Source organism: Rhodoferax sp. RT5P35 (genome assembly GCF_056521385.1).
On the sequence record NZ_JBWMAX010000014.1, the window covers coordinates 44,955 to 65,879 of the forward strand.

Below are 20,925 nucleotides of genomic sequence, written 5' to 3' on the forward strand. Positions count from 1 at the left end.
ATGAGAGTCGCGCCACCAGGACCCGCCCGAATCAATCACTACCAAATAGCGCACCGGCAACCGATGGGCGGTCGGGTCAGTGTCGCGCGGCGTTTCCATCCCAAATGTTTTGCCCATGAGATGACCTTGCCACACATATTGCAGCAAAGGTTGGGGCAATTATTGGCATTTAAATTACTACACTTTTGATAGCTACTCACGCATATGAAATATGTGCTAAAGGCTTAGAAAGCATGTGAAAAAGCCGGTTTGCACCGGCCTTTCATTTCAAGCGTTAGAAGTTAAGACTTACCGAACTGGGCTTTGGCAGCCGCAATGCAGCTGTCTTTGGCGTTACCCGCCAAAGCATCGCACTTCTGGGCGGCAACCTTGTAGTCGGCATCGCGCTTTTCTTCGGCAGCGTCTTTTTTAGCTTCGCCTACTTTTTCAGTGGTACGGGCATCGGCCTTGGCCTTCACTTCAATGGCCTTGGCTTCCTTCACGCACACCGCCTTGTCATTACCTGCCTTGTCGTCGCACTTTTCCTTGGCCACGTTGTAAGCGGTTTCGGCCTTCACTTCCATGGCGCTGATGTGATCCGCGGGCTTGCCGGAATAGGCGTACTTGAGTTCTGCACTGGCGACTTTTTCTTTGGCCTTGGCTTCTTCCATGCAAATGTCTTTGGCATTACCGGCCAGCGATCCACATGCTGCCTTGTCGGTTTTGTAGTCGGCGCTGATGCGCGTCTTGCCAACGGCGTAGTCGTCTTTGCTGATGCTGGCCGCGTGGGCGGCAGACAACACCAACATGGAGGCGACAAGCAGAGAAGCTTTGAAATTCAAAAGTGTGCGCATAGGTAAAAGTTCTTGTTGAACCAGTTAATAGTGGAACTTGATTGTGCGTGGCGGACAGCATTTGACACAGCAGACAGAGCCGCACATTGGCGTAGAGAATGTCCTACACACGCCAGTCCACAGCCCAAAAAAAAGGCCCCGAAGGGCCCTGTCAGCGGTGCGTGCATGCTTAAGCGCGCGGCTCACCCTGGCGGTTCACTGTAATGGTGCGACCGGGCTGTGAGGTCATCTGAACACGGTGCTCCTGGCCGCGGAAGTTGTAGGTCACATCCCAGTAAGCAGGACGTGCCGGTGGCTCATTGGCACAGCGCTGCACATTTTGTGCTGGCTGGCCACTGTTACGGCCGACCTGGGAGCCCATCGCAGCACCGGCCACTGCACCACCCGCCGTGGCGATATCTTGGCCACGCCCACCGCCCACTTGGTGGCCCAAAATGCCGCCCAGCAGGGCTCCTACAACGGCACCACCGATGTTGGTGCCACTTGGTTGTTGCACCTCCTCTTTCTCCATCCAGCAACGCTGCTGCGGCGGGCCGACTACAGCGCGCACCGACGTCACATCGGCTTCGTACAGGCGTTCGTTGTCGCGGCGGCGATTGTCATACACCGGTTCGGGCGGCGGCGCATAACGGCCATCGTCCACCCGGCTGTTACCGCCCACTACGCGCACCGAAGAAACACGGTCGTTGAGACCCATGGCGGCCAGCGAGGGATAGCGCCCGGGACGTAACACGACACAACGGCCTCCAAATTCTGCGTCTTCACACACTTCACGCCGGTCACCTAGCACCACGACGGAAGAGGCGCGGTCGTTGAATCCGTAGCGCTGGAAATTGTCCACCCGGTTCTGGCTGGTGAACGAACGGCCTTGAAAATCTTCGTTTTCGTAAAAAGTAGCCTGCGCAGCAACGTGCCCAGCTACAGCCAGGGTGGCAATCGCCAGAGCGGTTTTAAAAGGCTTGTACATAAATGTTTCCGATGGATTTTGCGTAATCCCAGAGTGAAACTTATCCGGGGACTGCAGACAGTGTCCACAGCCTGGCACCACACATCTAGCAGACGGTGCCGCACAGAGTAGTAGTGTTTGTCCTACACAGGCCCCGCAATATCTTAATTTGTAAGAATTCTCCTACAAGCGGTAGCGCGTGTGCCCGATGGCTGGAGCCTGGTTTCAAAGGCATACTGATTAAGTGAATTTTGTATTTGTAGTTCTCTTCTGGTGTGGATTGCCTCCACACCGCAGAATTTGGTAACGTAGGATCAGCGTCCCCCCGCGCTGGAACCCAGGAAGCAGTGTAAGAGTCCATGCCCCAACTCAAGACGTACATTGTCGAAGACAGCCCCGTCATCCGCGAAAGTCTGATCGCGACACTGGAAGAACTCGTCCCGGTGAAAGTGATTGGCACCGCAGAAGACGAAAGCACCGCAGTGCAGTGGCTGACTGCGCCGCAAAACCAGGCCGACCTGGTCATCGTAGATATTTTCTTGAAAGCCGGCTCTGGCCTGGGCGTACTGCGCTCGGCGCATGCGATGCCTGCGCGGCGTAATCTGGTGGTGCTGAGCAATTACGCCACGGCCGATATGCGGCGCAAATGCATGGAACTGGGTGCCGACCGGGTATTTGACAAATCCAACGAAATTGATGCGCTGATCACCTACTGTGGCCGACTGGCCGAAGGCGGCACTGGCGACACCGATACCGCCACACTGGCATGAACCATGGCGTAGGCCGTTGCCTACTGGATCAGCCCGTTTTTCAGCGCGTAGTAGGTCAAGTCGCTATTCGACTCCAGCAGCATTTTTTCCATCACCCGCGTGCGGTAGGTGCTGACGGTTTTGACACTCAGCGACATACTGACGGCCATGTGGCCGATAGTCTCCCCCTTGGCCAGGCGCAAAAACACTTGCAGTTCACGCTCGGACAACTGCTCGTGCAAAGGCTGGTCGCCCCCGCCGGTCAGGCCGTCGGCCAGCCGCTCGGCCACACCGGCGGTGATGTACTTACGGCCACGGCACACAGTACGGATAGCTTTGACGATTTCTTCAGGGTCGCAGTCTTTGTTCAGGTAGCCGCTGGCACCCTGGCGCAACAAGGTGGTGGCGTAATGCTCTTCGGCAAAACCACTGAGGATGAGCACGGGCAGGTCAGGCGCACGGGCCTTGATCGCAACCAGCGCGTCGACACCGCTGTGGTCGGGCATGGAGATATCCATCACCATCACATCGACTTCGCCTTTGCGCACGATGTCCAGTGCTTCGCGGCCATTGGTGGCTTCAGCCACTACGGCGAAGTCAATTTGGTCGGCAAAAAACTGGCGTAAACCTGCGCGAACCATTGCATGGTCGTCAACAATAGCAATTCGAATCATGGTGAGTAAGGGTACTTCTGTAATACGTGCGCAAAGCCCGAGTGGCAGGCAAAAGGGCCGTTGCCGAGGCTTTGAACACATCGTGCTTGTCCTACATGATCACACATTTTTGACTGAGCCCATAAGATGAAATTTCTTAAAGTCGTAAGAGACAATCGGATTGTATTTTTGTTGGCGGGCGGTTTCGCACTGGCAATTCTGCTGATCAGTGAAGGATCGTATCAACAGTCGGTTGCCCGGCTGGACGCGGTACCTGCGATGTCCCAGGCGCGGAACAGCATCCAAAATCTCGTCGATGGCGTAGTCAATGCTGAAACCAGCGAACGGGGCTATCTGGTCACGGGCCGCAAGGAATACCGTGCACCCTATGACGACGCGATCAAAAAAGTCCACACCTCATTGGCATACCTTGAGTCGTATTACAGCCCCAAAACGGATGCGGCAGCGATTCTGTTCAAATTACAAAAGGCCACCGAAACCAAGTTGTCCGAACTGGCGCTGACCATACAACTGATAGACCAAGGTAAGCCAGAAGCAGCCAAAGAGATCATGATGAGCGATATTGGCAAAGAGCAGATGGACATCGTGCGGGTAACCAGCAATGAACTGCTGGACTACCAGTCGCGCACCATCACGCAAAACCGCCAGGGTATTTACGCATCTTTGCTACTCAGCCGCATCGGGGTGGCCGGTTTGATGGTTTTGGGTTTGCTGGCGCTGTTCATGTATTTGCGGCAAATTTTTCTATTTACGCAGCAGCAGATTGAGCTGCAGCGCATGCTGCAGGCCGAGCGGGATCGGCTGGAGGCCGAAGTGCTGGAACGCACAGCGCAGCTGACCCAACTGGCCCAGCACTTACAAACTGCCCGCGAAGACGAGCGCAACCGCCTGGCGCGCAACCTGCACGACGACCTGGGCTCCCTGCTGACTTCCGCCAAGCTGGATGCTGCCCGTATCAAGTCACGATTGGCGGCTGCTGCGCCCGAAGCTCTAGACCTGCTGGCGCATCTGGTAAGCACGCTCAACAGCGGCATTGCCCTGGGGCGACGGATTATTGAAGACCTGCGCCCATCCGCTCTGAGCAACCTGGGGCTGGTGTCCACCCTGGAAATTTTGGCGGGGGAGTTTGCCGCCAGCACTGATACACAAGTGCATTGCACGCTGGCCCCGGTAGAGCTCAACCCGTCCGCCGAATTGATGGTCTACCGGTTGGTGCAAGAGGCCATCACCAACATCACTAAATATGCCAAGGCACAGCAGGTGTGGATTGAATTGGGCACCCACAATGGCGAAGTGGAGGTATCGGTACGGGACGACGGGGTCGGCTTCAACACCAGTGCCAAGCCCCAGTCCGCCTACGGGTTGGTCGGTATGCGCTTTCGGGTGGAGGCCGAGGGCGGTGTTCTGTCGCTGGCCTCGGCACCTGGACAAGGCACGTTGGTACGCGCCAAGCTGCCCTCTGCAGTATTAAAAGACGCGGCTGCCGTCTAAAACCTTTCCGGACGAACGCATACGCGTTCTGTCAGCGGTGTCCTACGTGGGCTACCGCATTCTCCCCACAGGGCTACGGCAATGCCGCCTATCGCCCCTGACGGCAGGTCGGCGGACACTGAAGACATCGCAGCAACACTGTCTGCGAGTCCCAAAAACCCGGGCATTCAAGCTGCCCACCTGCAAGGAACTGCCATGCTGCACTACGCCGTTGTCTTCTTCGTGATCGCTCTGATCGCGGCCCTGTTTGGCTTTACTGGCATCGCTGCCAGCGCCGTGGGCATTGCCAAAATTCTGTTCATCGTCTTCGCCGTGCTGGCCGTCGCCAGCTTCTTGTTTGGCCTGATCAAGAAAAACTGACCATTCGTTTTTTACAACCTAAAGGAATCACCATGCTCAATACCAATACCGCAGAAGCTACCAATACCCTGGCTGACCAAGCTGCCAACACCGCCACGGATGCGATCAAGACCACCCAGCGCGCCGCCAACAGCACGCTGGACAGCCTGAACAGCACTGTGCAAGACCTGCGCAAACAGGCTGCGCCTCTGCTGAACCGCGCTGCCGAAACCGCCAATGCTTACCTGCAGCAAGGTCTGGATGCCGTGCACGACGGTTCTGACAAAGTACGCGCCCAGGCCCGCAGTGCTTCGGCCCGCACCGTCAACTACATCAAGGACGAACCGATCAAATCCATCTTGATCGCCGCCGCCGCTGGTGCCGTGCTGACCGCCCTGGTGCAAATCGCCAGCCGCTCCCGCGACGACAGCTAAACCCGCAAGGCCATCGCATATGCACCCCCTGCTCCGCCTGGTGGCGACCCAGCCTCAGTTGCTGGTAGACCACGTCGAAGCCTACGCCGATCTGGTGGCCGAAGAAATCGGCCATGTATCGAGTGCCTGGAAACTGCGCATATTGTTGTACGCAGTGTCCTTGTGCAGCGTGGTGGTAGCCACGGTGCTGGCAGGGGTGGCACTGATGATGTGGGCCGTCGTGCCATTTTCCGAAATGCACGCGCCCTGGGCCTTGGTTGCCGCACCGCTGCTGCCTATCGTGGTAGCGATCTGGTGCCTGGTGGTTGCCCGCCGGAAACACAGTAATGGCTTTGATAACCTGCGCAAGCAGGTCAAGGCCGATGTGGGCATGTTGCGCGAAGTGAGCGCACCGTGAGCGCGGCTATGGTGCAGGCTGAGACTACCGCGACAGAACGCCTGGAAAACTCACGCGCCCTGCTGCGCCAAGCCATGCAGGGCAAGACCAAAAACCCGTCCACGAACGGGGCTCGCCTATCTGCACCCGCATGGGTCGCCCATCTGAAGTCAATTCCGGTAGTTACCGTGTTGGTCGAGGCGGTCAGCAACTGGTGGATGCAGCACCCGCTGCGCATTGCCAGCCAGTTGGCGGCAGAGACCACCATGGCTGTGGTGCAGCCTCTGGCACGCCGCAACCCGCTGGGTTTGGCGTTGGGTGCGCTGGCACTAGGTGCCCTGCTGGCCTGGACCCGTCCCTGGCGTTGGGTGCTGAAACCTGCGCTATTTGCTGGGCTATCGTCCCAATTATTATCCCGAGGCATCGCCAATTTGCCGCTGAAATCGTGGCTGGCAGCCTTGGGGGCAGCTACATCGCAAAAAACTGCCGCACAGACGCCAGTCGCCCCGACGCAACCCTAAGCCCATCATGTTGCAGCACACCTTATTTAAATTTCGGCTGTATGTGGTCGATGGGGCACATAACTCCATGCGGGCGATCTCCAACCTCAAGGCGTTGTGCAGCACCCATTTGCCGAATCGGCACAAAATCGAAATCATCGATGTGCTGCAGGAGCCGCGGCGCGGACGGGAGGATGGCATATCCATGACACCCACGCTGGTAAAAGTGGCCCCGCACCCAGAACGGCATATCGTGGGCAGCTTGAGCCAAACCCAAACCGTGTTGCGAGACCTGGGGCTGGATAGCTGAACGGTATGGACCTCGGACGCTCGCTCCCCGGGGCCACCAACGCCCAGGAAGTTGAGGCGCTGATCGAGGTATTGCACGACACCAAGCAACGCCTGGAAGAGCTCACGGGCGGCGAGGTGGACGCAGTCACTAACCAGATTGGCCGCACACTCTTGCTGCGCCGTGCCCAAGACAATTTGCGCCGCCACGAAGCCCGCAAACAAAATGCCATTCTCAACGCCTTGCCAGCCCATATTGCGCTGCTCGACTCCCAGGGGATCATCATTTCGGCGAATGAAGCATGGCAAAAGCTTGCCAGCGCCAACGTGTTGCACAAGGCCGACCGTGGGCTGGGGCTGAACTACCTGGCGGTATGCGACGCAGCCGCGGAAGATGCGGCAGCGGAAGGGGCGGCCGTGGCCGCCGGCATCCGGTCGGTGCTGGAGGGCCGGGTGCCGAGCTTTTCCATGGAGTACCCCTGCCATTCGCCTACCGAATTGCGCTGGTTTGAACTGACAGTGACACCACTGGAAGATGGTGCGCGCAGTGGCGTGGTGGTCATGCACATTGACAGTACCGCCAAGAAACTCGATGAGATGGCCTTGCTGCGTTTCAGTGCGGCAATGGACGCCATTGCCGATGCCATTTACTTGGTGGACCGAACCAGCATGCGCTTCGTGCACGTCAACGATGCGGCTTGCAGCATGCGCCAACAAACCCGAGAGGCGCTGCTGGAAGAAATGCCTTGGGACACACTGGCCACGTCACGCACCGCACTGGAGCACACCTACGACAGCATCATCGCCAGCAACGGGGACACCAAGCCGGTGGAGATGCTACAAAGCCGGAATGACGGCAGCCAGGTGTGGCTGGAGCTGCGCCGCCACGCGCAGTTCGCTGGCGGGCGCTGGACGCTTGTGACCCTGGTGCGTGACATCACCGAACGCAAAAAGGCCGACGACCGCATCCTCCACCTGAACCGGATCTACGCCATGCTCAGCGGCATCAACGCGCTGCAGGTGCGGGTGCGCGACCGCACCCTGCTGCTACGGCACGCCTGCCAGATTGCAGTGGAGGACGGCGGCTTTTGCGCCAGCTGGATTGGCCTGATAGACCATAGCGCCATGAAGATCGTGCCCATAGCCTTCTACGGCCTGGACAACGAGTTTCTGGTGGTTCTGAAAGAGCGCATGGCGCTGGAAATTTTTGAGCCAAAGAACAAATCCTTGGTGGCCGCCGTGCTGCGCGACAAATCCGAGGTGGTGTCCAACGATGTACAAAACGACACCAGCGCCTTTTTCCCACACTACCACCGCCAGCAGGGCATACGTTCCGTCGTCCTGCTGCCACTCCTGATTGCGGACGAAATTGTCGGCGTATTTACACTGTATTCCAGGGAACCAGACTTCTTTGGCGCGGAAGAAATGGCCTTGCTCAGAGAACTGTCGGGAGACATTGCGTTCGCCATCGACCACATCAACAAGCAGGACCAGCTCAACTACCTGGCCTACTTCGATGCCCTGACCGGTCTGGCCAACCGGCATTTGTTCCTGGAGCGAGTCACCCAATACATGCGCAGCGCCAGCAGCAACAGCCAGAAACTGGCGGTTTTTTTGATCGACCTGGAAGGCTTCAAGAACATCAACGACAGCTTTGGGCAAACCGTGGGCGATGCGCTGCTGGTCCAGGTGGCCGTTTGGCTGACGCGGTTCGTGGGCGATTCCAACCTGGTGGCACACATCGGGGCTGACCACTTTGCGGTGGTGATGCCCGAGGTGGCCCAGGCCGAAGAGGCTGCACGGGCACTCGAAAAGGCAAGAATCGGTTTCCTCGAACATGCCTTCAACCTGAACGACACCCCGTTTCGCATCGCCGCCAAAGTCGGTGTAGCCGTGTTCCCGGACGATGGCAGCAGTGCCGACATCTTGCTCAAACATGCTGAAGCTGCCCTGAAAAAAGCCAAAGCCCGCGGCGACCGCTACCTTTTCTACACCCAGAAAATGACGGAGTCGGTGTTGGGCAAACTGACGCTGGAAAACCAGCTGCGCCAGGCCTTGGAGAAAGAAGAGTTTGTGCTGTACTACCAGACCAAGATCCAGCTGCAAACCGGCCAACTCACCGGCGTAGAGGCACTCATTCGCTGTAACGATCCGCGCACCGGCCTGGTCCCGCCAGGGCAGTTTATTCCGCTGCTGGAAGAAACCGGACTGATCTACGAGGTAGGGCGTTGGGCGCTGGGTAAAGCAGTTGCCGACCACCTGCGCTGGCGCAGTGCGGGCCTACCGGCGGTGCGCATTGCCGTCAACGTGTCGCCGCTGCAATTGCGCCACCGGGGCTTCATCGCCGATATCCGGCAAGCCATCGGGCAAGACAGGCATGCCGCCGCCGGACTGGAGCTGGAGATCACCGAAAGCCTGCTAATGGAAGACATCAACCTCAGCATCGACAGCCTGCAAACCATCCGGGCCATGGGTGTCAGCATTGCCATTGACGACTTTGGTACCGGTTTTTCGTCGCTCAGCTACCTGTCGCGGCTACCCGTGGATACCGTCAAGATTGACCGCTCTTTCGTGGTGGACATGGCCAACGGACAGCAGGGGCTGGCCCTGGTGTCCACCATCATCGATCTGGCCCATGCAATGAACCTCAAAGTGGTGGCCGAGGGCGTGGAAACCGAGGAACAGTCGCGCCTGCTGCAAGGGCTGAAATGCGACGAACTGCAAGGTTTTTTGTTCAGCAAGCCGATCCCCGTGGAACTATTTGAGACCCGATTTTTGGGGCTGCCTGCGTAAGAACACGTTCTAAGGCTCAGAACCTGTCCATGGCCAGTTTGCCCGCTGTGGCGGCCGCCGCACTGGCCACACTTCCCCAGGCCATGTCCACCAAGGACAGCCAAAGCGGCCAAGCCCGAAGCGTGGCCAGGTTGGATAAATCATAGGTCGCATAGGCCACAAAGCCAAATAGCCCCGCCATCAAAGCCGTGCTGTACCAACCAACCACTCCGGCCTTAGGTGCGACCACAAACACCACCAGCCCCACGGCATACACCACGTAAAACGCCAGCGCCGCCCAGGCCTGGGGCCGCTCGGCCATCAAGTGCCCAATACCGCTCTGGTACAGCGACTTGGCCAGAAAACCCAGCCACAGCACATCCATCGCCACCATCACCACGGCCACCACTAAACACCCAACGATGTATTTATTCATAGGTTTAACGACTCACAAAAATGCCACGGCCAAAACGTACGCGGTCCAGGAACACCGCAGAACTGGCAATACCCGGCTGGTGGTGTTGCCCCCCTGCAAAAGGGTTGGCGCTGCCACACGAAGTGGGCAAGCCTGGAGGTGGGTACATATTCATAACCAGTATTCCCACGTGCGTGCAAACCATTCCTTCAATCTCAAATCAATCGTCCGGCGCTGCCAGTCGGCCAGCAACACCGGGTCGGATTCGGCCAGGTCCTTGTCGAACATGGCCTGCACTTGGCTGCCAAAGTCGGCACCCAGCACCACCGCGTTCAGCTCCTGGTTGTGCAGAAAGCTGCGCCAGTCCAGGTTGGTCGATCCCACCGTGGCCCACACGCCATCAATCAGTGCGGTTTTGGAATGCAGGATGACCCCACGCCGCTGGTAAATCTTGACCCCCGCCTGCAGCAGTTGCTCGTAATAGCGCCGCCCGGCGTGGAACACCAGCCACGAGTCGGTCTGGCTGGGCAGGATCAAGCGCACATCCACACCGCGCGCGGCAGCGGCCTTCAGTGCGGCCAGCAACTGTGGGTCGGGCGCAAAGTAGGCGTTGGTGATTCTCACGCTAGTCTCGGCGCTGCCTATGGCCGACAGCAGCGTGACGTAAATTTGGCTGTAGGCATCCACGGGTGAGCTGCCAATGGCACGCACCACCTGCTGGCCCACGCGTTCGGGCTGCGGAAAATAGTTTTTAACTGCCAGCGGAGGGCCTTTTTGCGCCTCCCAGGTGGCAATGAATAGCTTTTGGAATTCGGCCACTACGGGCCCTTGCAGCTGCAAGTCAGTGTCACGCCAGGCCAGGCTGTCCTCGGTGGGCGCAGTTTTGTTGAGCCTGCGCGAACCACCCGAGTACACGCTGCTGATGTTAATACCGCCCAGGAACGCGGTGCGGCCATCCACCACCAGCAGCTTGCGGTGGTCGCGCTGGTTCAGCTCCCAGGACTTGCGGGCCAGCAGCGGATTGACCGGGTTGAACTCCAGCACCTGGATGCCGCTGTCGCTTAGTTGCTGGAAAAACACCGCCGGGGTGCCCAGCGTGCCCACACTGTCGCGGATCAGGTTCACCTGTACACCCTGCTTTTGCTTGGCCACCAGTGCCTGGGCAAACTGCTGGCCGACCTCGTCGTCTTCCAGGATGTAGGTTTCCATGTTGATGTGGTCTTGTGCCGCCGCAATGGCTGCAAACATGGCCCGGTAAGTGGCCGGACCGTCTTGCAGCAACCGCACCTGGTTGCCCGCCGTCAGTGGGCTGCCCACAATCGCCTCTTCCAGCGCCAGGTGGCGATCGAAAATATCGGTCGGCGTGCCTTGGCTCTGCAAGCGCGCCAGAATCACCTTGCTTTGCTCTGGCGACAGCGCGCCATGCGCACCGCCAGGCGTATCGGCGTTCGCCATCTCCGGGGTGATGGTGGGCAGGCTGCTACAGCCCGCCAGCACCAGCACCATGGCAGCCACCGCACCACGCAAAAAACCCATGCTCTGCACTCCTTAGTATTGAGCCGTTACCCGCCAGACCACATTGCCGACATCATCGGCTACCAGCAACGCACCTTGTTTGTCCAACGCCACACCCACCGGGCGACCATGCGCCTTGCCATCGGTGCTCAAAAAGCCCGTCAGCACATCCACCGGCGCACCCGCGGGTTGTGCGCCCTGAAACGGCACGAAAACCACTTTATACCCACTGTGCGGCTTGCGGTTCCAGGAGCCGTGCTGGCCCACAAACATGCCGTGCGCAAAAGCCTCTGGCAGGCTGGTGCCCTCGGCCGAGGCCAGGCCCAGCGATGCCGTGTGCGGCCCCAGGGCGTAGTCGGGGGCCAGCGCCGTGGCCACCAGCGCAGGCTGGGGCGGCTGCACCCGCACGTCCACATGCTGGCCGTAATAGCTGTAAGGCCAGCCGTAAAAAGCGCCGTCGCGCACCGACGTCATGTAGTCGGGCACCAGGTCGCTGCCAATCTCGTCGCGCTCGTTCACCACCGTCCACAAAGCCCCCCCCGGGGCAAATGCCATGCCGTTGGGGTTGCGCAGGCCATTTGCAAAAATGCGGTGGGCTCCTGTGCGGGTGTCCACCTGCCAGATGGCGGCGCGGTCTGCCTCAGCGGCCATGCCGCGCTCGCCTACGTTGCTGTTTGACCCCACCGTCACATACAGCTGCTGGCCGTCCGGGCTGGCCACCAAGTTTTTGGTCCAGTGGTGGTTGATGGGGCCTGCGGGCAGGGCCACGACCGGGGTGCCGGGCGCGCTGATGTGCGTATCGCCGGGGGTGTAGGGAAAGCGCAGCACTGCATCGGTATTGGCCACGTACAAATCCGTACCCACCAGTGCCATGCCGAAGGGCGAGTGCAAGCCCTCCAGCAGCACGGTGCGCACATCCACCACGCCGTCGCCTTTGCTGGAGCGCAGCAGGGTGATGCGGTCGGCACTGGCACCGCCCGCGCCCGCTCGATTCATGACCAAACCCATGACCCAGCCTTTGATGCCTTTGCCATCCTCGGGCTTGGGCGGGGCATTGGTCTCGGCCACCAGCACGTCGCCATTGGGCAGCACGTACAGCCAGCGCGGGTGCGCCAGGCCGGTGGCCAGTGCCGCCACCTGGGTACCCGGCGCAGCGGTGGGTCGCATGCCCTGCGCCCAAGGCTGGGCGGGTGCAATGTTCACCGTGGGGACCAGCGACGCCACAGGCTGGGGCAACACGGGCTGCGGCCCCGTGCCGTCCGACACCGACAACCTCGCCATCTCCCCACAGGCCCCCAGCAAGGCCACGCCCAGGCAGGTAAAAATGGCAGTCGCTCTCACCCTAAATCCTGCCCATCAGCAACAGCACAATAACGATCACCACGACCAGCCCCAAGCCGCCGGTAGGCCCATATCCCCAGCTGCTGCTGTGCGACCAGGTGGGCAGCACGCCGATCAGCATCAAAATTAAAACGATCAGAATGATGGTGGTAATACTCATAAAAATTTCCTTGTGTTGGGTAGCCTGCAGCGGTTGCTACATGCCCTCAATCTAGGGCCTGGCGGTTCGATTTACCGTGCGCTAGCGCACATAACGGGGATACGCCTGGCGCAATTGCTCCAGCGCGTCGGCACACTCCAACACCACAGGGCTCACCGGATGGCCTGTGGAATCACTTACCACGGTATCGCGCAGGCGCTTCAACACCGCAGCAAACAAAAGCTCCCAGTCTTCGAGCGCGACCCAGAAGGCCTCGTCGGGCAGGGGATTCGGTGGATAAGATGCAGGCATAAAAGCGTGAAATAAACGTAACAGTGGACTGTATGGGCGTTAATACCTAGACAAAGTGTCAAAAGACATGGTGGTTTTCCCCCCACAGCTACCTACCCCAAGGAAACCCCATGGACGAAGTCCTGTGCAGCGCCTGTCCCCTGCGGCCGCTGCCTTTGTTTATTGAACACAACGGCGACGAGCTGGCACTGGTGCAGTCACTCAAACGCCGAGAAATCCATTTGCGCGCGGGCGAAACCCTGATCTTTGAGGGCCAAACCGATGCGCCGCTGTACACCCTGCGTTCTGGCTGGGCCTTTCGCTACAAAACCCTGAGCGACGGGCGGCGGCAAATTTTGACGTTTTTGCTGGCGGGCGACTTCATCGGCGTGCAACAAAAAATGGGGGATGCCTCGGCCCACGGCGTGCAGATGCTCACCGATGGGCAGCTCTGCGTGTTCCAGCGCGATGCCCTGTGGGAGTTGCACCGCCAGTCCCCCACCATGGGTTTCAACATCACCTGGCTGACCGCGCACGAGGAATCCATGGTGGACGACACCCTGCTGTCAGTCGGGCGGCGCAGCGCCGAAGAACGCATCGCCATGCTGTTGATCATCCTGTTCAAACGCGCCGCAGCCTTGCAGGCGGACGGCGGAAAGGCTGGCGTGCCATTTCCCCTGACCCAGCAGCACATTGCCGACGGCCTGGGCCTGTCGCTGGTGCACACCAACAAAACCCTGCGCAAGCTGGAGCGCCGGGGCCTGCACCGCATGCAAGACGGGCGCTTGGTGATGCAGGATGTGAAAGCGCTGGCCCGGCTGGCCGACCTGTACGGCGATGGCAAGCCCGCTCCACGCCCCCTTATTTAGCTATATGTTTAATAGCTAAAAGCGTATATTTCGTATGCGCTAGAGGCCTAAAAACCACTTATTTTTTGACTGGCGAGCGCTGTGTCAAGGCGGCACAGCCCGCTGCGCCGCGCTTGGCGGCATCGGCATCGCCCGGATCCACCCAAGGGATCAGAGCCGCCAGCGGATTCACCAGCGCCAACAGCAGCGAAGCCGCCGCCTTTTTCGCCAACGGGGCTTTCTCCAGCGACACCTCAGGCTTGCTGAACGTGCCCTGCACCTTGATCGGCGTGCGCACACTCAGCGGGCTGAAATCTTTGGGGATCACCACAGCGCGCAGGTCCAGGGCCTCGGTGGCCAGCGACAGCGAACCATCTATCCACACCGCCGAATCGGCCGTATCCACCACCATCACTTTGGGGCGGAAGCTGCCGCCTTTGGCCACCAGGTCGGCCACCGCGCACTGCACAGGCAGGGCATCGTCGCCCTTGACCAGCATGCCCAGGCCCTGGGCTATGTCCAGCCCGGCCAGCTCCACACCCAGGTGGGACACCGCACCGTTGCGCAAGGTGGTGCGGGCCGTTCCTTGCAGGCTGGCCAAAATCTCCGCCGTCGACCGGCCCTGCCCCGCCAGCTTGGCCTCGCCATACAGCTGGCCCGATACATACGGCGGTGCCCCATTGGAGCGGGTGATTTTGAGCCAGCGTTCCAGCCGCACCGCGTCCCAGCGCAGATCGGCCGTCCACAGCGCCGTCTCGGCCCGGCCGTCCAGCGCCAGATCGCCACGCAACTGGCCCTGGGCTGTACGGGCCACCAGATCGCGCAGGCTCAGCACCCCGCCCGCCAATTGCAGGTGCACCGACAAGGGCTGCAAGGGTTCCAGGTAGCTGGTGTTCAGGTTCACCTCACCGATGTTGATCAGTACGTTGGCATCCATGGCGCGCAGGGCGGCCAGGTCGAACGGACGGTCCGGCAGCACCCGCCCCTTGGCCTTGGTGTTGTTGGCCACAGGTGCTTCCGCATCGGCCATCTCGGTGGAGGTGGTACCCACCACCGGCCCCAGATCGGCCAGCAACAGGCGGCTGCCGCCCAGCTTGCCCGACAGCATCGGCACCCGGCCCACGGATTCGTAATTGAACGCACCATTCAGGCGGCTGGCACCCACGGTGGCGTCAGTCACCACCACCTGCCAGCGGCCGCCGGTTTTGACCAACGTGCCATCGGTTCTGAACGCGGCCGTGGTCGGCAGCGTCACCCCCAGTGGGTCGCCTACCGCCGCCAGCGATGGCCCTTTCAGGCTGAAATGGCCGCTGAAGTTTTGCGGCTGCAGCGCATCGGGGGCCGTGCCTTTGAAGTCCAAATGCGCTTTGCCCACAGTGGCGTTGATGGCCACCGCCACCGGCAACACAGCTACCTTGCCGCCCTCGGAGGGCAGCACGGCCGACGAGGCCAGCAAAATCTTCAAAGGCAACTTGCGGTAGCGGCCATTGGCTTCTATCTTGACCACACTGCTGGTCTGCCCATCACCAGAAACGCTGCCCGGCACCAGCGACAAAGTGGCATCCATGTTGGCCGACAGCGGGGCATCCACGTAGTGCACCAGGCCACCGCTGATCTGCAACCTGCCAAATTGCGGAAGGCGGGTCGGGGTGTCGGTCTTGTCCGCAGGCGCAGCAGCGTTGCCAAACTGCCAAGAGGCCCGGCCGTCGGCCCGGCGCTCTATGTTGCCGTCCAGGGTACGGGCTTGCAGGCTCTGGATGCGGACTGGCTCGCCCCGGTAGGCTCGCCACAGATCCACATAGCGCAGTTCCAGTGCCACGTCTTGCGCCCGCAGCATGTTGGGCGCGCTGCTCCAGGCCGGGGCAGCAATCTCCAGCAGCGGCGATTCCAGACGGATACCGCCAACAAAGCGCACCGCAAAGCCGGTTGCAGCTTGGCCGTCTTCGGCAAAGCGCAGCTTGCGGTCCAACTTTTCAGAAAGAAAGTTTTGCAGCGGTACCGCCAGAAACGGCCAGCCCAGCCACTCGCCCACCGCCACCCCACCTGCGGCGCAAAGCAGCACCGCCACCAGCCCCACGCGCCATGGGCGGCCAGTTCGTATCACAGTTGTATTCATAGGGGCATGGTAACGGGGGCCAAGAACCGGGTTACGACAAATCCGTCAAGGTTTCATGCGACCCCAGGCCCAGCGGGCGACCCACCACGGCCGATGCGGCCATGGCCACCAGCCGCACCATGCGGCTGTGCGGCACGTCCCAGTATTCGGCGGCATGCGGCACAATTTTCAGCAGGCACAGGTGGGTAGACTCCACGCCATCGGGGAACCAGGGCCGGGCCATGGGGGTCCACAGGCGCTCCAGCTCCTCGCGGTCGGTGTGGATCTCGCCCTGGCCGGAGATTGACACATAGGTGGCCTTCTCGATATCGCTAAAAGCCAGGTTGACCACCTGCAAATGCTCTATTTTTTCAGAACGCAAGTCGGTGAAGAACCACAGCGCGCCCTGGGCATCCATCTCCAGCGGCACCATCGGCTGGCTGACCAGCGCGCCGTGGTGGTCAAAGGTGGTCAGCATGGCTACGCGGATGGATTCAATCAGTCCGCAGATGTGGTTGAGTTCGGGTTTGGTTTGGGGTTCGATGTGCATGGGTTTCTCCGAGTGGGCAATAGCCGCATCTTCGGGGGGAGGCCGCCCCCACGCCATCGGTCACAACCGGCTCTGCGTGTGGGTGCTCTCCTACACCTGCCGCACCCACTACCCCAATGCTACAAAGCGCTCCGCCCGCGCGGCATTCAACACATCGGCCGGGTTCGACTCCAGCACGTCGGCCGGGCGCTCACCCTCCAGCCAGGGGTTGGGCTGGGCAAACCAGGCAGCCAGCGCCCAGGGCGAATACACCGGGTTCAGCTCGGCCAGCACCGGGGCCAGTTGCGGCAACGGCACCATGTCCACCAGGTCAAACTGGAATACCGGCATCCAGCTTTGCGCATGCCAGTCCAGGCAGACCACTTCGCGCCGCGCCATCCAGCGCGCCACCCTCGCCAAGTCCGGCCCGCCACGCCGCATGAACAGCTCCAGCGTCTCCTGCGCCCGCGCCAGCCCGCCGCTGGGCCGGTACGCGTCCAGCAAAGCGATGAACTGCAGATCCACCCCCAATGCCATCGGCGTGTGGCTGTCGCGGACCGCAAAAAAGGGAGCAAACGGCAAAGGCGAAGGCATGGCAAAGGTCTGCATGGAATCTCCATGGGAGTAGATGGGAACAGTCTCTAAGGTAAGAGCGCCCACCGGCCCGGTCTGTGCGTTGGCACACGTACGCAAACAAATCTGCAGCCCAGACAAAATTCCTAAATGCATAGCATCTAGCGTAGGCAGGATATACGGCTAATGCCCTTTTTCCTTCTAAACCGCCTATGTGTTCTACCGCACGGACGGGAAGTGCGCTGCGGCCTAAGGTAGTGGGATTGCAACCCCAGCGAAGCAGCTCCCATGCCCAAACGAACCACTCCCACAGTGCGCTCGGTCAACACCGCCACACCGGCCCGGCGCAAGCCGAACACACTCGGCTCCAGCAAGCCCAAGCTGCCGCACGAGCGAGACCAGTCGGTGGGCATGACGGACGGAGCCCCCAGCAAAACCGTGCAACAGGCCTACCGGGATGTCACCCAGGGCCAGCAAGACACCGACCGCGGCCCCGAGGCCGACCGCGCTTACCAAAAGCTGAAAAAGTAAGCCCCCCACAAGGATTTCCCATGACCCCCTCCTCCAACCAAGACAAGGCCCAAGAACTGGCCCAGGACAAGGCCGACTTCACCGCCGAAGGCGCACCGCCGCCCGGCAAGGTGGCGACTGCCCCGCCCGTCATCCTGGCACTCGCCGAGCCGCTCACCACCAACCAGGGCCTGGCCTTCCCCGACAACCACAATTCTCTGAAAGCCGGTGGCCGCGGCCCCACGCTGTTGGAAGACTTCATCCTGCGCGAGAAAATCACCCACTTTGACCACGAGCGCATCCCGGAGCGCGCAGTCCACGCCCGGGGCGCAGGCGCGCACGGCTTCTTCGAGGTGTATGAAGACATGGGCGAGCTGACCAAGGCGGGCTTTTTATCCACCCCCGGCGTGCAGACCCCGGTGTTCGCCCGCTTCTCCACCGTGGCCGGGTCGCGCGGCTCGGCGGATACGGCGCGCGATGCACGCGGCTTTGCCGTGAAGTTCTATACGGCAGAAGGCAACTACGACTTGGTGGGCAACAACATCCCGGTGTTCTTCATCCAGGACGCGATCAAGTTCCCCGACCTCATTCACGCCGTCAAGCCCGAGCCGCACAACGAAATTCCCCAGGCCGCCAGCGCCCACGACACCTTTTGGGACTTTGTGACGCTGATGCCCGAATCCACCCACATGCTGATGTGGGTGATGTCTGACCGTGCCATTCCCCGCAGCCTGCGCATGATGGAAGGCTTTGGCGTGCACACCTTCCGGCTGGTGAATGCCGCAGGCGTGGCCAGCTTTGTGAAGTTCCACTGGAAGCCCCTGCTCGGCGTGCACGCCCTGGCTTGGGACGAGGCGCAAAAGCTGGCCGGCAAAGATGCCGATTTCCACCGCCGCGACCTGTGGGAAGCCATCGAAGCCGGGCACTTCCCCGAGTGGGAACTGGGCGTGCAGGTGGTGCCAGAGGAAGACGAGTTCCGCTTCAGCTTCGACCTGCTGGACCCGACCAAGCTACTGCCCGAAGAGCTGGTGCCGGTGCGCCGCATTGGCCGCATGGTGCTCAACCGCAACCCCGACAATTACTTCGCCGAGACCGAGCAGGTGGCCTTCCACCCCGGCCACCTGGTACCGGGCATCGACTTTTCGAACGACCCGCTGCTGCAGGGGCGGCTGTTTTCGTACACCGACACCCAGCTATCACGCCTGGGCGGGGCCAACTTCCACGAGCTGCCGATCAACCAGGCCAAGTGCCCGATGCACAACTTCCAACGCGACGGCATGCACCGCCAGCAGGTCAACACCGGACGGGTGGCCTACGAGCCGAATACGCTCGCACATGGAAACCCAGGTAGCGAATTCCGCGTGGACGGCCGACAAGCCCGTGCCAGCGGCTTTGCCAGCGTGCCCGAAGCATCGCCCGCCTCGGAATCCCCCAAGCTCCGCCAGCGCAGCCCCAGCTTTGACGACCATTTCTCCCAGGCCCGCATGTTTTGGATCAGCCAGAGCCCGGCCGAGCAAGACCATCTGGTCGCCGCCTTCCAGTTCGAACTGTCCAAACTGGGCACGCCCGCCATCCGCCAGCGCATGGTGGACAACCTGGCCCATGTGGATGCCGACCTGGCCACCCGCGTAGCCGCGCCACTGGGCATAGGCGCACCCGATGCGCAGGCCGCCACCCAGTGGCCTGGTTTTCGGCACGCGCCACACCCGGTGGACGTGGTGGCCTCGCCCGCTTTGAGCATGCGGCCCACCGGGCCCGGCAGTGTCACCACCCGCCAGGTCGCCATCCTGGTGTGCAATGGGGTGGATGCCACCTCGGTTGACGCCGTGCAGCAGGCTCTGGCGGCAGCCGGTGCCAGCAGCAAAATCATCGCTGCTGCGCTGGGCAGGGTCGAGGTGGCCAATGGTGGCCACCTGGCGGTGGACTGCACCCTGATGACCACGCCGTCGGTGGTGTTCGACGCCGTCTACCTGCCCTGCATGGGCGTGCACGCCGCGGCGCTGATGGCCGATGGAGACGCGGTGCACTTTGTGCTGGAGGCCTACAAACATTGCAAACCCATCGCCGCCTCTGGCTCCGGGGCCGGGCTGCTGGCCAGCCTGGGCATCACCATGCCCACCGACCCCGGCGTGACCCAGCCGCAACCCGGCGTGGTACTTGCTTCGGCAGGCGTGTTGCCACCGAGCTTTGCGCCCGCGTTCATACAGGCCATCGCCCAGCACCGCCACTGGGACCGGCATGGGCTGGCAACGGTTCCGGCCTGAAATTCCTATATTGATAGCTACCAGCGCATATAAAACCTGTGCTAGAGCCCGATTTGACGCTTAACTTTAAGGAGCGACACCATGCCCACCATCACCACCCAGGACAACACCCCGCTGTACGTGAAGGACTGGGGTACCGGCCGCCCGGTCATCCTGCTGCATGGCTGGCCGCTGTCGGCCGACAGCTGGGACGACCAGGCCATGGCGATAGCCGAGGCGGGCTACCGGGCCATCGCCTACGACCGGCGCGGCTTTGGCCGCTCGGGCCAGCCCTGGAGCGGCTACGACTACGACACCCTGGCCGATGACCTGGCGGCGGTGGTTGACTATGCCGGTGCGGCCAACACCACCTTGGTAGGCTTCTCGATGGGCGGCGGCGAGGTAGCGCGCTACATGTCGCGCCACGCTGGCAAGGGCGTGGTGCAGACGGCACTGGTGTCGTCTGTACTGCCGTTTCGCCTCAAGACGGCAGACAACCCCGAAGGAGCACCGCAAGCCGGGTTTACGTCCATCGCTGAGGCCCTGCGCGAGGACCGGGCAGCGTTTTTCACCGACTTCTTCAACGACTTCTTTGGTGTGGGCCTGCTGGTGCAGCCGGTCAGCGACGAAACCCTGGAATGGGCCCGCCATGTCGCCATGCAGGCCAGCCTGCGCGCCACGCTGGAATGCCTGAAAGCCTTCAGCACCACCGACTTCCGCGCCGACCTGCCTGCCTTCAAGGTGCCTACATTGGTCATCCACGGCACCGATGACCTCACCGTACCAATAGAAACCTCGGCCCAGCCCACGGCGAAAGAAATTGGCATGTCCACCCTGCTGGAATACAAAGGCGCCCCCCACGGCCTGTTTGCCACCCACAAAGAACGCCTGACGCACGACCTGCTGGCATTTTTGGCCAAATAGGTGTAACCAAGTGCAATGCTGAGTGCGCTCCACCCTTCCAGCATTGACATGGTCAATGGCTTGCATTACAAACTTTGGCCCTATGCAATTGCGGTGCAGG

General features: G+C 61.1%; 23 protein-coding genes. 12 read left to right on the plus strand and 11 right to left on the minus strand.

The features are described from left to right. Positions 1 to 281: 281 nt before the first annotated feature. Both AC097L_RS19435 and AC097L_RS19440 read right to left on the minus strand, forming a co-directional pair. A complete protein-coding gene (locus AC097L_RS19435; RefSeq protein WP_479588365.1) occupies positions 282 to 833 on the minus strand; it encodes a hypothetical protein in 552 nt (183 codons plus the stop codon). Between the two features lie 169 nt (positions 834 to 1,002). Continuing rightward, positions 1,003 to 1,800 carry a beta/gamma crystallin-related protein gene (locus tag AC097L_RS19440; RefSeq protein ID WP_479588366.1) on the minus strand — a complete coding sequence of 266 codons (798 nt, stop codon included), beginning with the start codon at positions 1,798 to 1,800 and terminating at the stop codon, positions 1,003 to 1,005. 338 nt (positions 1,801 to 2,138) lie between these two features. On the opposite strand from AC097L_RS19440, the gene AC097L_RS19445 reads away from it, so the two are divergent. Next, complete coding sequence (locus AC097L_RS19445) at positions 2,139 to 2,549, plus strand: response regulator transcription factor (protein ID WP_479588367.1); 411 nt, start codon at positions 2,139 to 2,141, stop codon at positions 2,547 to 2,549. Between the two features lie 20 nt (positions 2,550 to 2,569). On the opposite strand, the gene AC097L_RS19450 is transcribed toward AC097L_RS19445, so the two are convergent. Continuing rightward, complete coding sequence (locus tag AC097L_RS19450) at positions 2,570 to 3,202, minus strand: response regulator (RefSeq protein ID WP_479588368.1); 633 nt, start codon at positions 3,200 to 3,202, stop codon at positions 2,570 to 2,572. 126 nt (positions 3,203 to 3,328) lie between these two features. Here AC097L_RS19450 and AC097L_RS19455 point away from each other — a divergent pair, with 126 nt between their 5' ends. The 7 genes from AC097L_RS19455 (at position 3,329) to AC097L_RS19485 (ending at position 9,423) form a co-directional block, all read left to right on the plus strand. Next, positions 3,329 to 4,693, plus strand: coding sequence for a CHASE3 domain-containing protein (locus AC097L_RS19455; protein ID WP_479588369.1), 1,365 nt, complete (start codon positions 3,329 to 3,331; stop codon positions 4,691 to 4,693). A 195-nt stretch (positions 4,694 to 4,888) separates the two neighbouring features. Further along, positions 4,889 to 5,053: a DUF1328 domain-containing protein gene (locus tag AC097L_RS19460; protein ID WP_315239482.1), complete on the plus strand. Its 165-nt coding sequence runs from the start codon at positions 4,889 to 4,891 to the stop codon at positions 5,051 to 5,053. 32 nt (positions 5,054 to 5,085) lie between these two features. Further along, positions 5,086 to 5,466: a hypothetical protein gene (locus tag AC097L_RS19465; protein WP_479588370.1), complete on the plus strand. Its 381-nt coding sequence runs from the start codon at positions 5,086 to 5,088 to the stop codon at positions 5,464 to 5,466. 19 nt (positions 5,467 to 5,485) lie between these two features. Continuing rightward, the gene (locus tag AC097L_RS19470; RefSeq protein WP_479588371.1) at positions 5,486 to 5,863 is read left to right on the plus strand and encodes a hypothetical protein; all 378 of its coding nucleotides are present in this window, start codon (positions 5,486 to 5,488) and stop codon (positions 5,861 to 5,863) included. Further along, the gene (locus AC097L_RS19475; RefSeq protein WP_479588372.1) at positions 5,860 to 6,363 is read left to right on the plus strand and encodes a hypothetical protein; all 504 of its coding nucleotides are present in this window, start codon (positions 5,860 to 5,862) and stop codon (positions 6,361 to 6,363) included. The genes AC097L_RS19470 and AC097L_RS19475 overlap by 4 nt, the downstream gene beginning before the upstream one ends. Before the next feature lie 7 nt (positions 6,364 to 6,370). Beyond that, entirely contained in the window at positions 6,371 to 6,652 is a 282-nt protein-coding gene (locus AC097L_RS19480) for a circadian clock KaiB family protein (protein ID WP_479588373.1), read from the plus strand. Between the two features lie 5 nt (positions 6,653 to 6,657). Then, positions 6,658 to 9,423: a sensor domain-containing protein gene (locus AC097L_RS19485; RefSeq protein WP_479588374.1), complete on the plus strand. Its 2,766-nt coding sequence runs from the start codon at positions 6,658 to 6,660 to the stop codon at positions 9,421 to 9,423. A 16-nt stretch (positions 9,424 to 9,439) separates the two neighbouring features. Here the strand turns inward: AC097L_RS19485 and AC097L_RS19490 are convergent, their stop codons facing one another. The 5 genes from AC097L_RS19490 to AC097L_RS19510 form a co-directional block, all read right to left on the minus strand. Further along, positions 9,440 to 9,838, minus strand: a complete 399-nt coding sequence (locus AC097L_RS19490; RefSeq protein WP_479588375.1) for a DUF2177 family protein — start codon at positions 9,836 to 9,838, stop codon at positions 9,440 to 9,442. 150 nt (positions 9,839 to 9,988) lie between these two features. After that, on the minus strand, positions 9,989 to 11,353 hold the full coding sequence (gene cls, locus AC097L_RS19495) for a cardiolipin synthase (protein WP_479588376.1): 1,365 nt from the start codon (positions 11,351 to 11,353) through the stop codon (positions 9,989 to 9,991). A gap of 12 nt (positions 11,354 to 11,365) precedes the next feature. After that, positions 11,366 to 12,613, minus strand: a complete 1,248-nt coding sequence (locus AC097L_RS19500) for a PQQ-dependent sugar dehydrogenase (protein ID WP_479588449.1) — start codon at positions 12,611 to 12,613, stop codon at positions 11,366 to 11,368. A 61-nt stretch (positions 12,614 to 12,674) separates the two neighbouring features. Then, entirely contained in the window at positions 12,675 to 12,833 is a 159-nt protein-coding gene (locus AC097L_RS19505) for a DUF3309 family protein (RefSeq protein ID WP_479588377.1), read from the minus strand. Positions 12,834 to 12,914: 81 nt separating this feature from the next. Next, positions 12,915 to 13,124, minus strand: coding sequence for a hypothetical protein (locus tag AC097L_RS19510; protein WP_479588378.1), 210 nt, complete (start codon positions 13,122 to 13,124; stop codon positions 12,915 to 12,917). 110 nt (positions 13,125 to 13,234) lie between these two features. On the opposite strand from AC097L_RS19510, the gene AC097L_RS19515 reads away from it, so the two are divergent. Beyond that, positions 13,235 to 13,972: a Crp/Fnr family transcriptional regulator gene (locus AC097L_RS19515; RefSeq protein WP_479588379.1), complete on the plus strand. Its 738-nt coding sequence runs from the start codon at positions 13,235 to 13,237 to the stop codon at positions 13,970 to 13,972. A 58-nt stretch (positions 13,973 to 14,030) separates the two neighbouring features. Here the strand turns inward: AC097L_RS19515 and AC097L_RS19520 are convergent, their stop codons facing one another. The 3 genes from AC097L_RS19520 to AC097L_RS19530 form a co-directional block, all read right to left on the minus strand. After that, complete coding sequence (locus AC097L_RS19520) at positions 14,031 to 16,067, minus strand: AsmA family protein (protein ID WP_479588380.1); 2,037 nt, start codon at positions 16,065 to 16,067, stop codon at positions 14,031 to 14,033. 31 nt (positions 16,068 to 16,098) lie between these two features. After that, positions 16,099 to 16,596 carry a pyridoxamine 5'-phosphate oxidase family protein gene (locus tag AC097L_RS19525; protein WP_479588381.1) on the minus strand — a complete coding sequence of 166 codons (498 nt, stop codon included), beginning with the start codon at positions 16,594 to 16,596 and terminating at the stop codon, positions 16,099 to 16,101. 108 nt (positions 16,597 to 16,704) lie between these two features. Continuing rightward, the gene (locus AC097L_RS19530) at positions 16,705 to 17,184 is read right to left on the minus strand and encodes a hypothetical protein (protein WP_479588382.1); all 480 of its coding nucleotides are present in this window, start codon (positions 17,182 to 17,184) and stop codon (positions 16,705 to 16,707) included. Between the two features lie 252 nt (positions 17,185 to 17,436). Here AC097L_RS19530 and AC097L_RS19535 point away from each other — a divergent pair, with 252 nt between their 5' ends. The 3 genes from AC097L_RS19535 (at position 17,437) to AC097L_RS19545 (ending at position 20,825) form a co-directional block, all read left to right on the plus strand. Continuing rightward, positions 17,437 to 17,679, plus strand: a complete 243-nt coding sequence (locus AC097L_RS19535; protein WP_479588383.1) for a hypothetical protein — start codon at positions 17,437 to 17,439, stop codon at positions 17,677 to 17,679. A 20-nt stretch (positions 17,680 to 17,699) separates the two neighbouring features. After that, positions 17,700 to 19,922 (plus strand): catalase, encoded by a 2,223-nt coding sequence (locus tag AC097L_RS19540; RefSeq protein ID WP_479588384.1) that lies wholly within the window; start codon positions 17,700 to 17,702, stop codon positions 19,920 to 19,922. Positions 19,923 to 20,003: 81 nt separating this feature from the next. Next, positions 20,004 to 20,825: an alpha/beta fold hydrolase gene (locus AC097L_RS19545; protein ID WP_479588385.1), complete on the plus strand. Its 822-nt coding sequence runs from the start codon at positions 20,004 to 20,006 to the stop codon at positions 20,823 to 20,825. Positions 20,826 to 20,925: the final 100 nt, after the last annotated feature.

Excerpts from the sequence above, each read along its gene's own strand:
- AC097L_RS19540 (WP_479588384.1), top strand. The coding sequence starts at position 17,700 with ATGACCCCCTCCTCCAACCAAGACAAGGCCCAAGAACTGGCCCAGGAC.
- AC097L_RS19505 (WP_479588377.1), bottom strand. The coding sequence starts at position 12,833 with ATGAGTATTACCACCATCATTCTGATCGTTTTAATTTTGATGCTGATC.
- AC097L_RS19500 (WP_479588449.1), bottom strand. The coding sequence starts at position 12,613 with ATGGCGAGGTTGTCGGTGTCGGACGGCACGGGGCCGCAGCCCGTGTTG.
- AC097L_RS19530 (WP_479588382.1), bottom strand. The coding sequence starts at position 17,184 with ATGCAGACCTTTGCCATGCCTTCGCCTTTGCCGTTTGCTCCCTTTTTT.
- AC097L_RS19520 (WP_479588380.1), bottom strand. The coding sequence starts at position 16,067 with ATGAATACAACTGTGATACGAACTGGCCGCCCATGGCGCGTGGGGCTG.
- AC097L_RS19450 (WP_479588368.1), bottom strand. The coding sequence starts at position 3,202 with ATGATTCGAATTGCTATTGTTGACGACCATGCAATGGTTCGCGCAGGT.
- AC097L_RS19510 (WP_479588378.1), bottom strand. The coding sequence starts at position 13,124 with ATGCCTGCATCTTATCCACCGAATCCCCTGCCCGACGAGGCCTTCTGG.
- AC097L_RS19490 (WP_479588375.1), bottom strand. The coding sequence starts at position 9,838 with ATGAATAAATACATCGTTGGGTGTTTAGTGGTGGCCGTGGTGATGGTG.
- AC097L_RS19465 (WP_479588370.1), top strand. The coding sequence starts at position 5,086 with ATGCTCAATACCAATACCGCAGAAGCTACCAATACCCTGGCTGACCAA.
- AC097L_RS19485 (WP_479588374.1), top strand. The coding sequence starts at position 6,658 with ATGGACCTCGGACGCTCGCTCCCCGGGGCCACCAACGCCCAGGAAGTT.
- AC097L_RS19455 (WP_479588369.1), top strand. The coding sequence starts at position 3,329 with ATGAAATTTCTTAAAGTCGTAAGAGACAATCGGATTGTATTTTTGTTG.
- cls (WP_479588376.1), bottom strand. The coding sequence starts at position 11,353 with ATGGGTTTTTTGCGTGGTGCGGTGGCTGCCATGGTGCTGGTGCTGGCG.
- AC097L_RS19435 (WP_479588365.1), bottom strand. The coding sequence starts at position 833 with ATGCGCACACTTTTGAATTTCAAAGCTTCTCTGCTTGTCGCCTCCATG.
- AC097L_RS19480 (WP_479588373.1), top strand. The coding sequence starts at position 6,371 with ATGTTGCAGCACACCTTATTTAAATTTCGGCTGTATGTGGTCGATGGG.
- AC097L_RS19515 (WP_479588379.1), top strand. The coding sequence starts at position 13,235 with ATGGACGAAGTCCTGTGCAGCGCCTGTCCCCTGCGGCCGCTGCCTTTG.
- AC097L_RS19535 (WP_479588383.1), top strand. The coding sequence starts at position 17,437 with ATGCCCAAACGAACCACTCCCACAGTGCGCTCGGTCAACACCGCCACA.
- AC097L_RS19445 (WP_479588367.1), top strand. The coding sequence starts at position 2,139 with ATGCCCCAACTCAAGACGTACATTGTCGAAGACAGCCCCGTCATCCGC.
- AC097L_RS19525 (WP_479588381.1), bottom strand. The coding sequence starts at position 16,596 with ATGCACATCGAACCCCAAACCAAACCCGAACTCAACCACATCTGCGGA.
- AC097L_RS19460 (WP_315239482.1), top strand. The coding sequence starts at position 4,889 with ATGCTGCACTACGCCGTTGTCTTCTTCGTGATCGCTCTGATCGCGGCC.
- AC097L_RS19545 (WP_479588385.1), top strand. The coding sequence starts at position 20,004 with ATGCCCACCATCACCACCCAGGACAACACCCCGCTGTACGTGAAGGAC.
- AC097L_RS19470 (WP_479588371.1), top strand. The coding sequence starts at position 5,486 with ATGCACCCCCTGCTCCGCCTGGTGGCGACCCAGCCTCAGTTGCTGGTA.
- AC097L_RS19440 (WP_479588366.1), bottom strand. The coding sequence starts at position 1,800 with ATGTACAAGCCTTTTAAAACCGCTCTGGCGATTGCCACCCTGGCTGTA.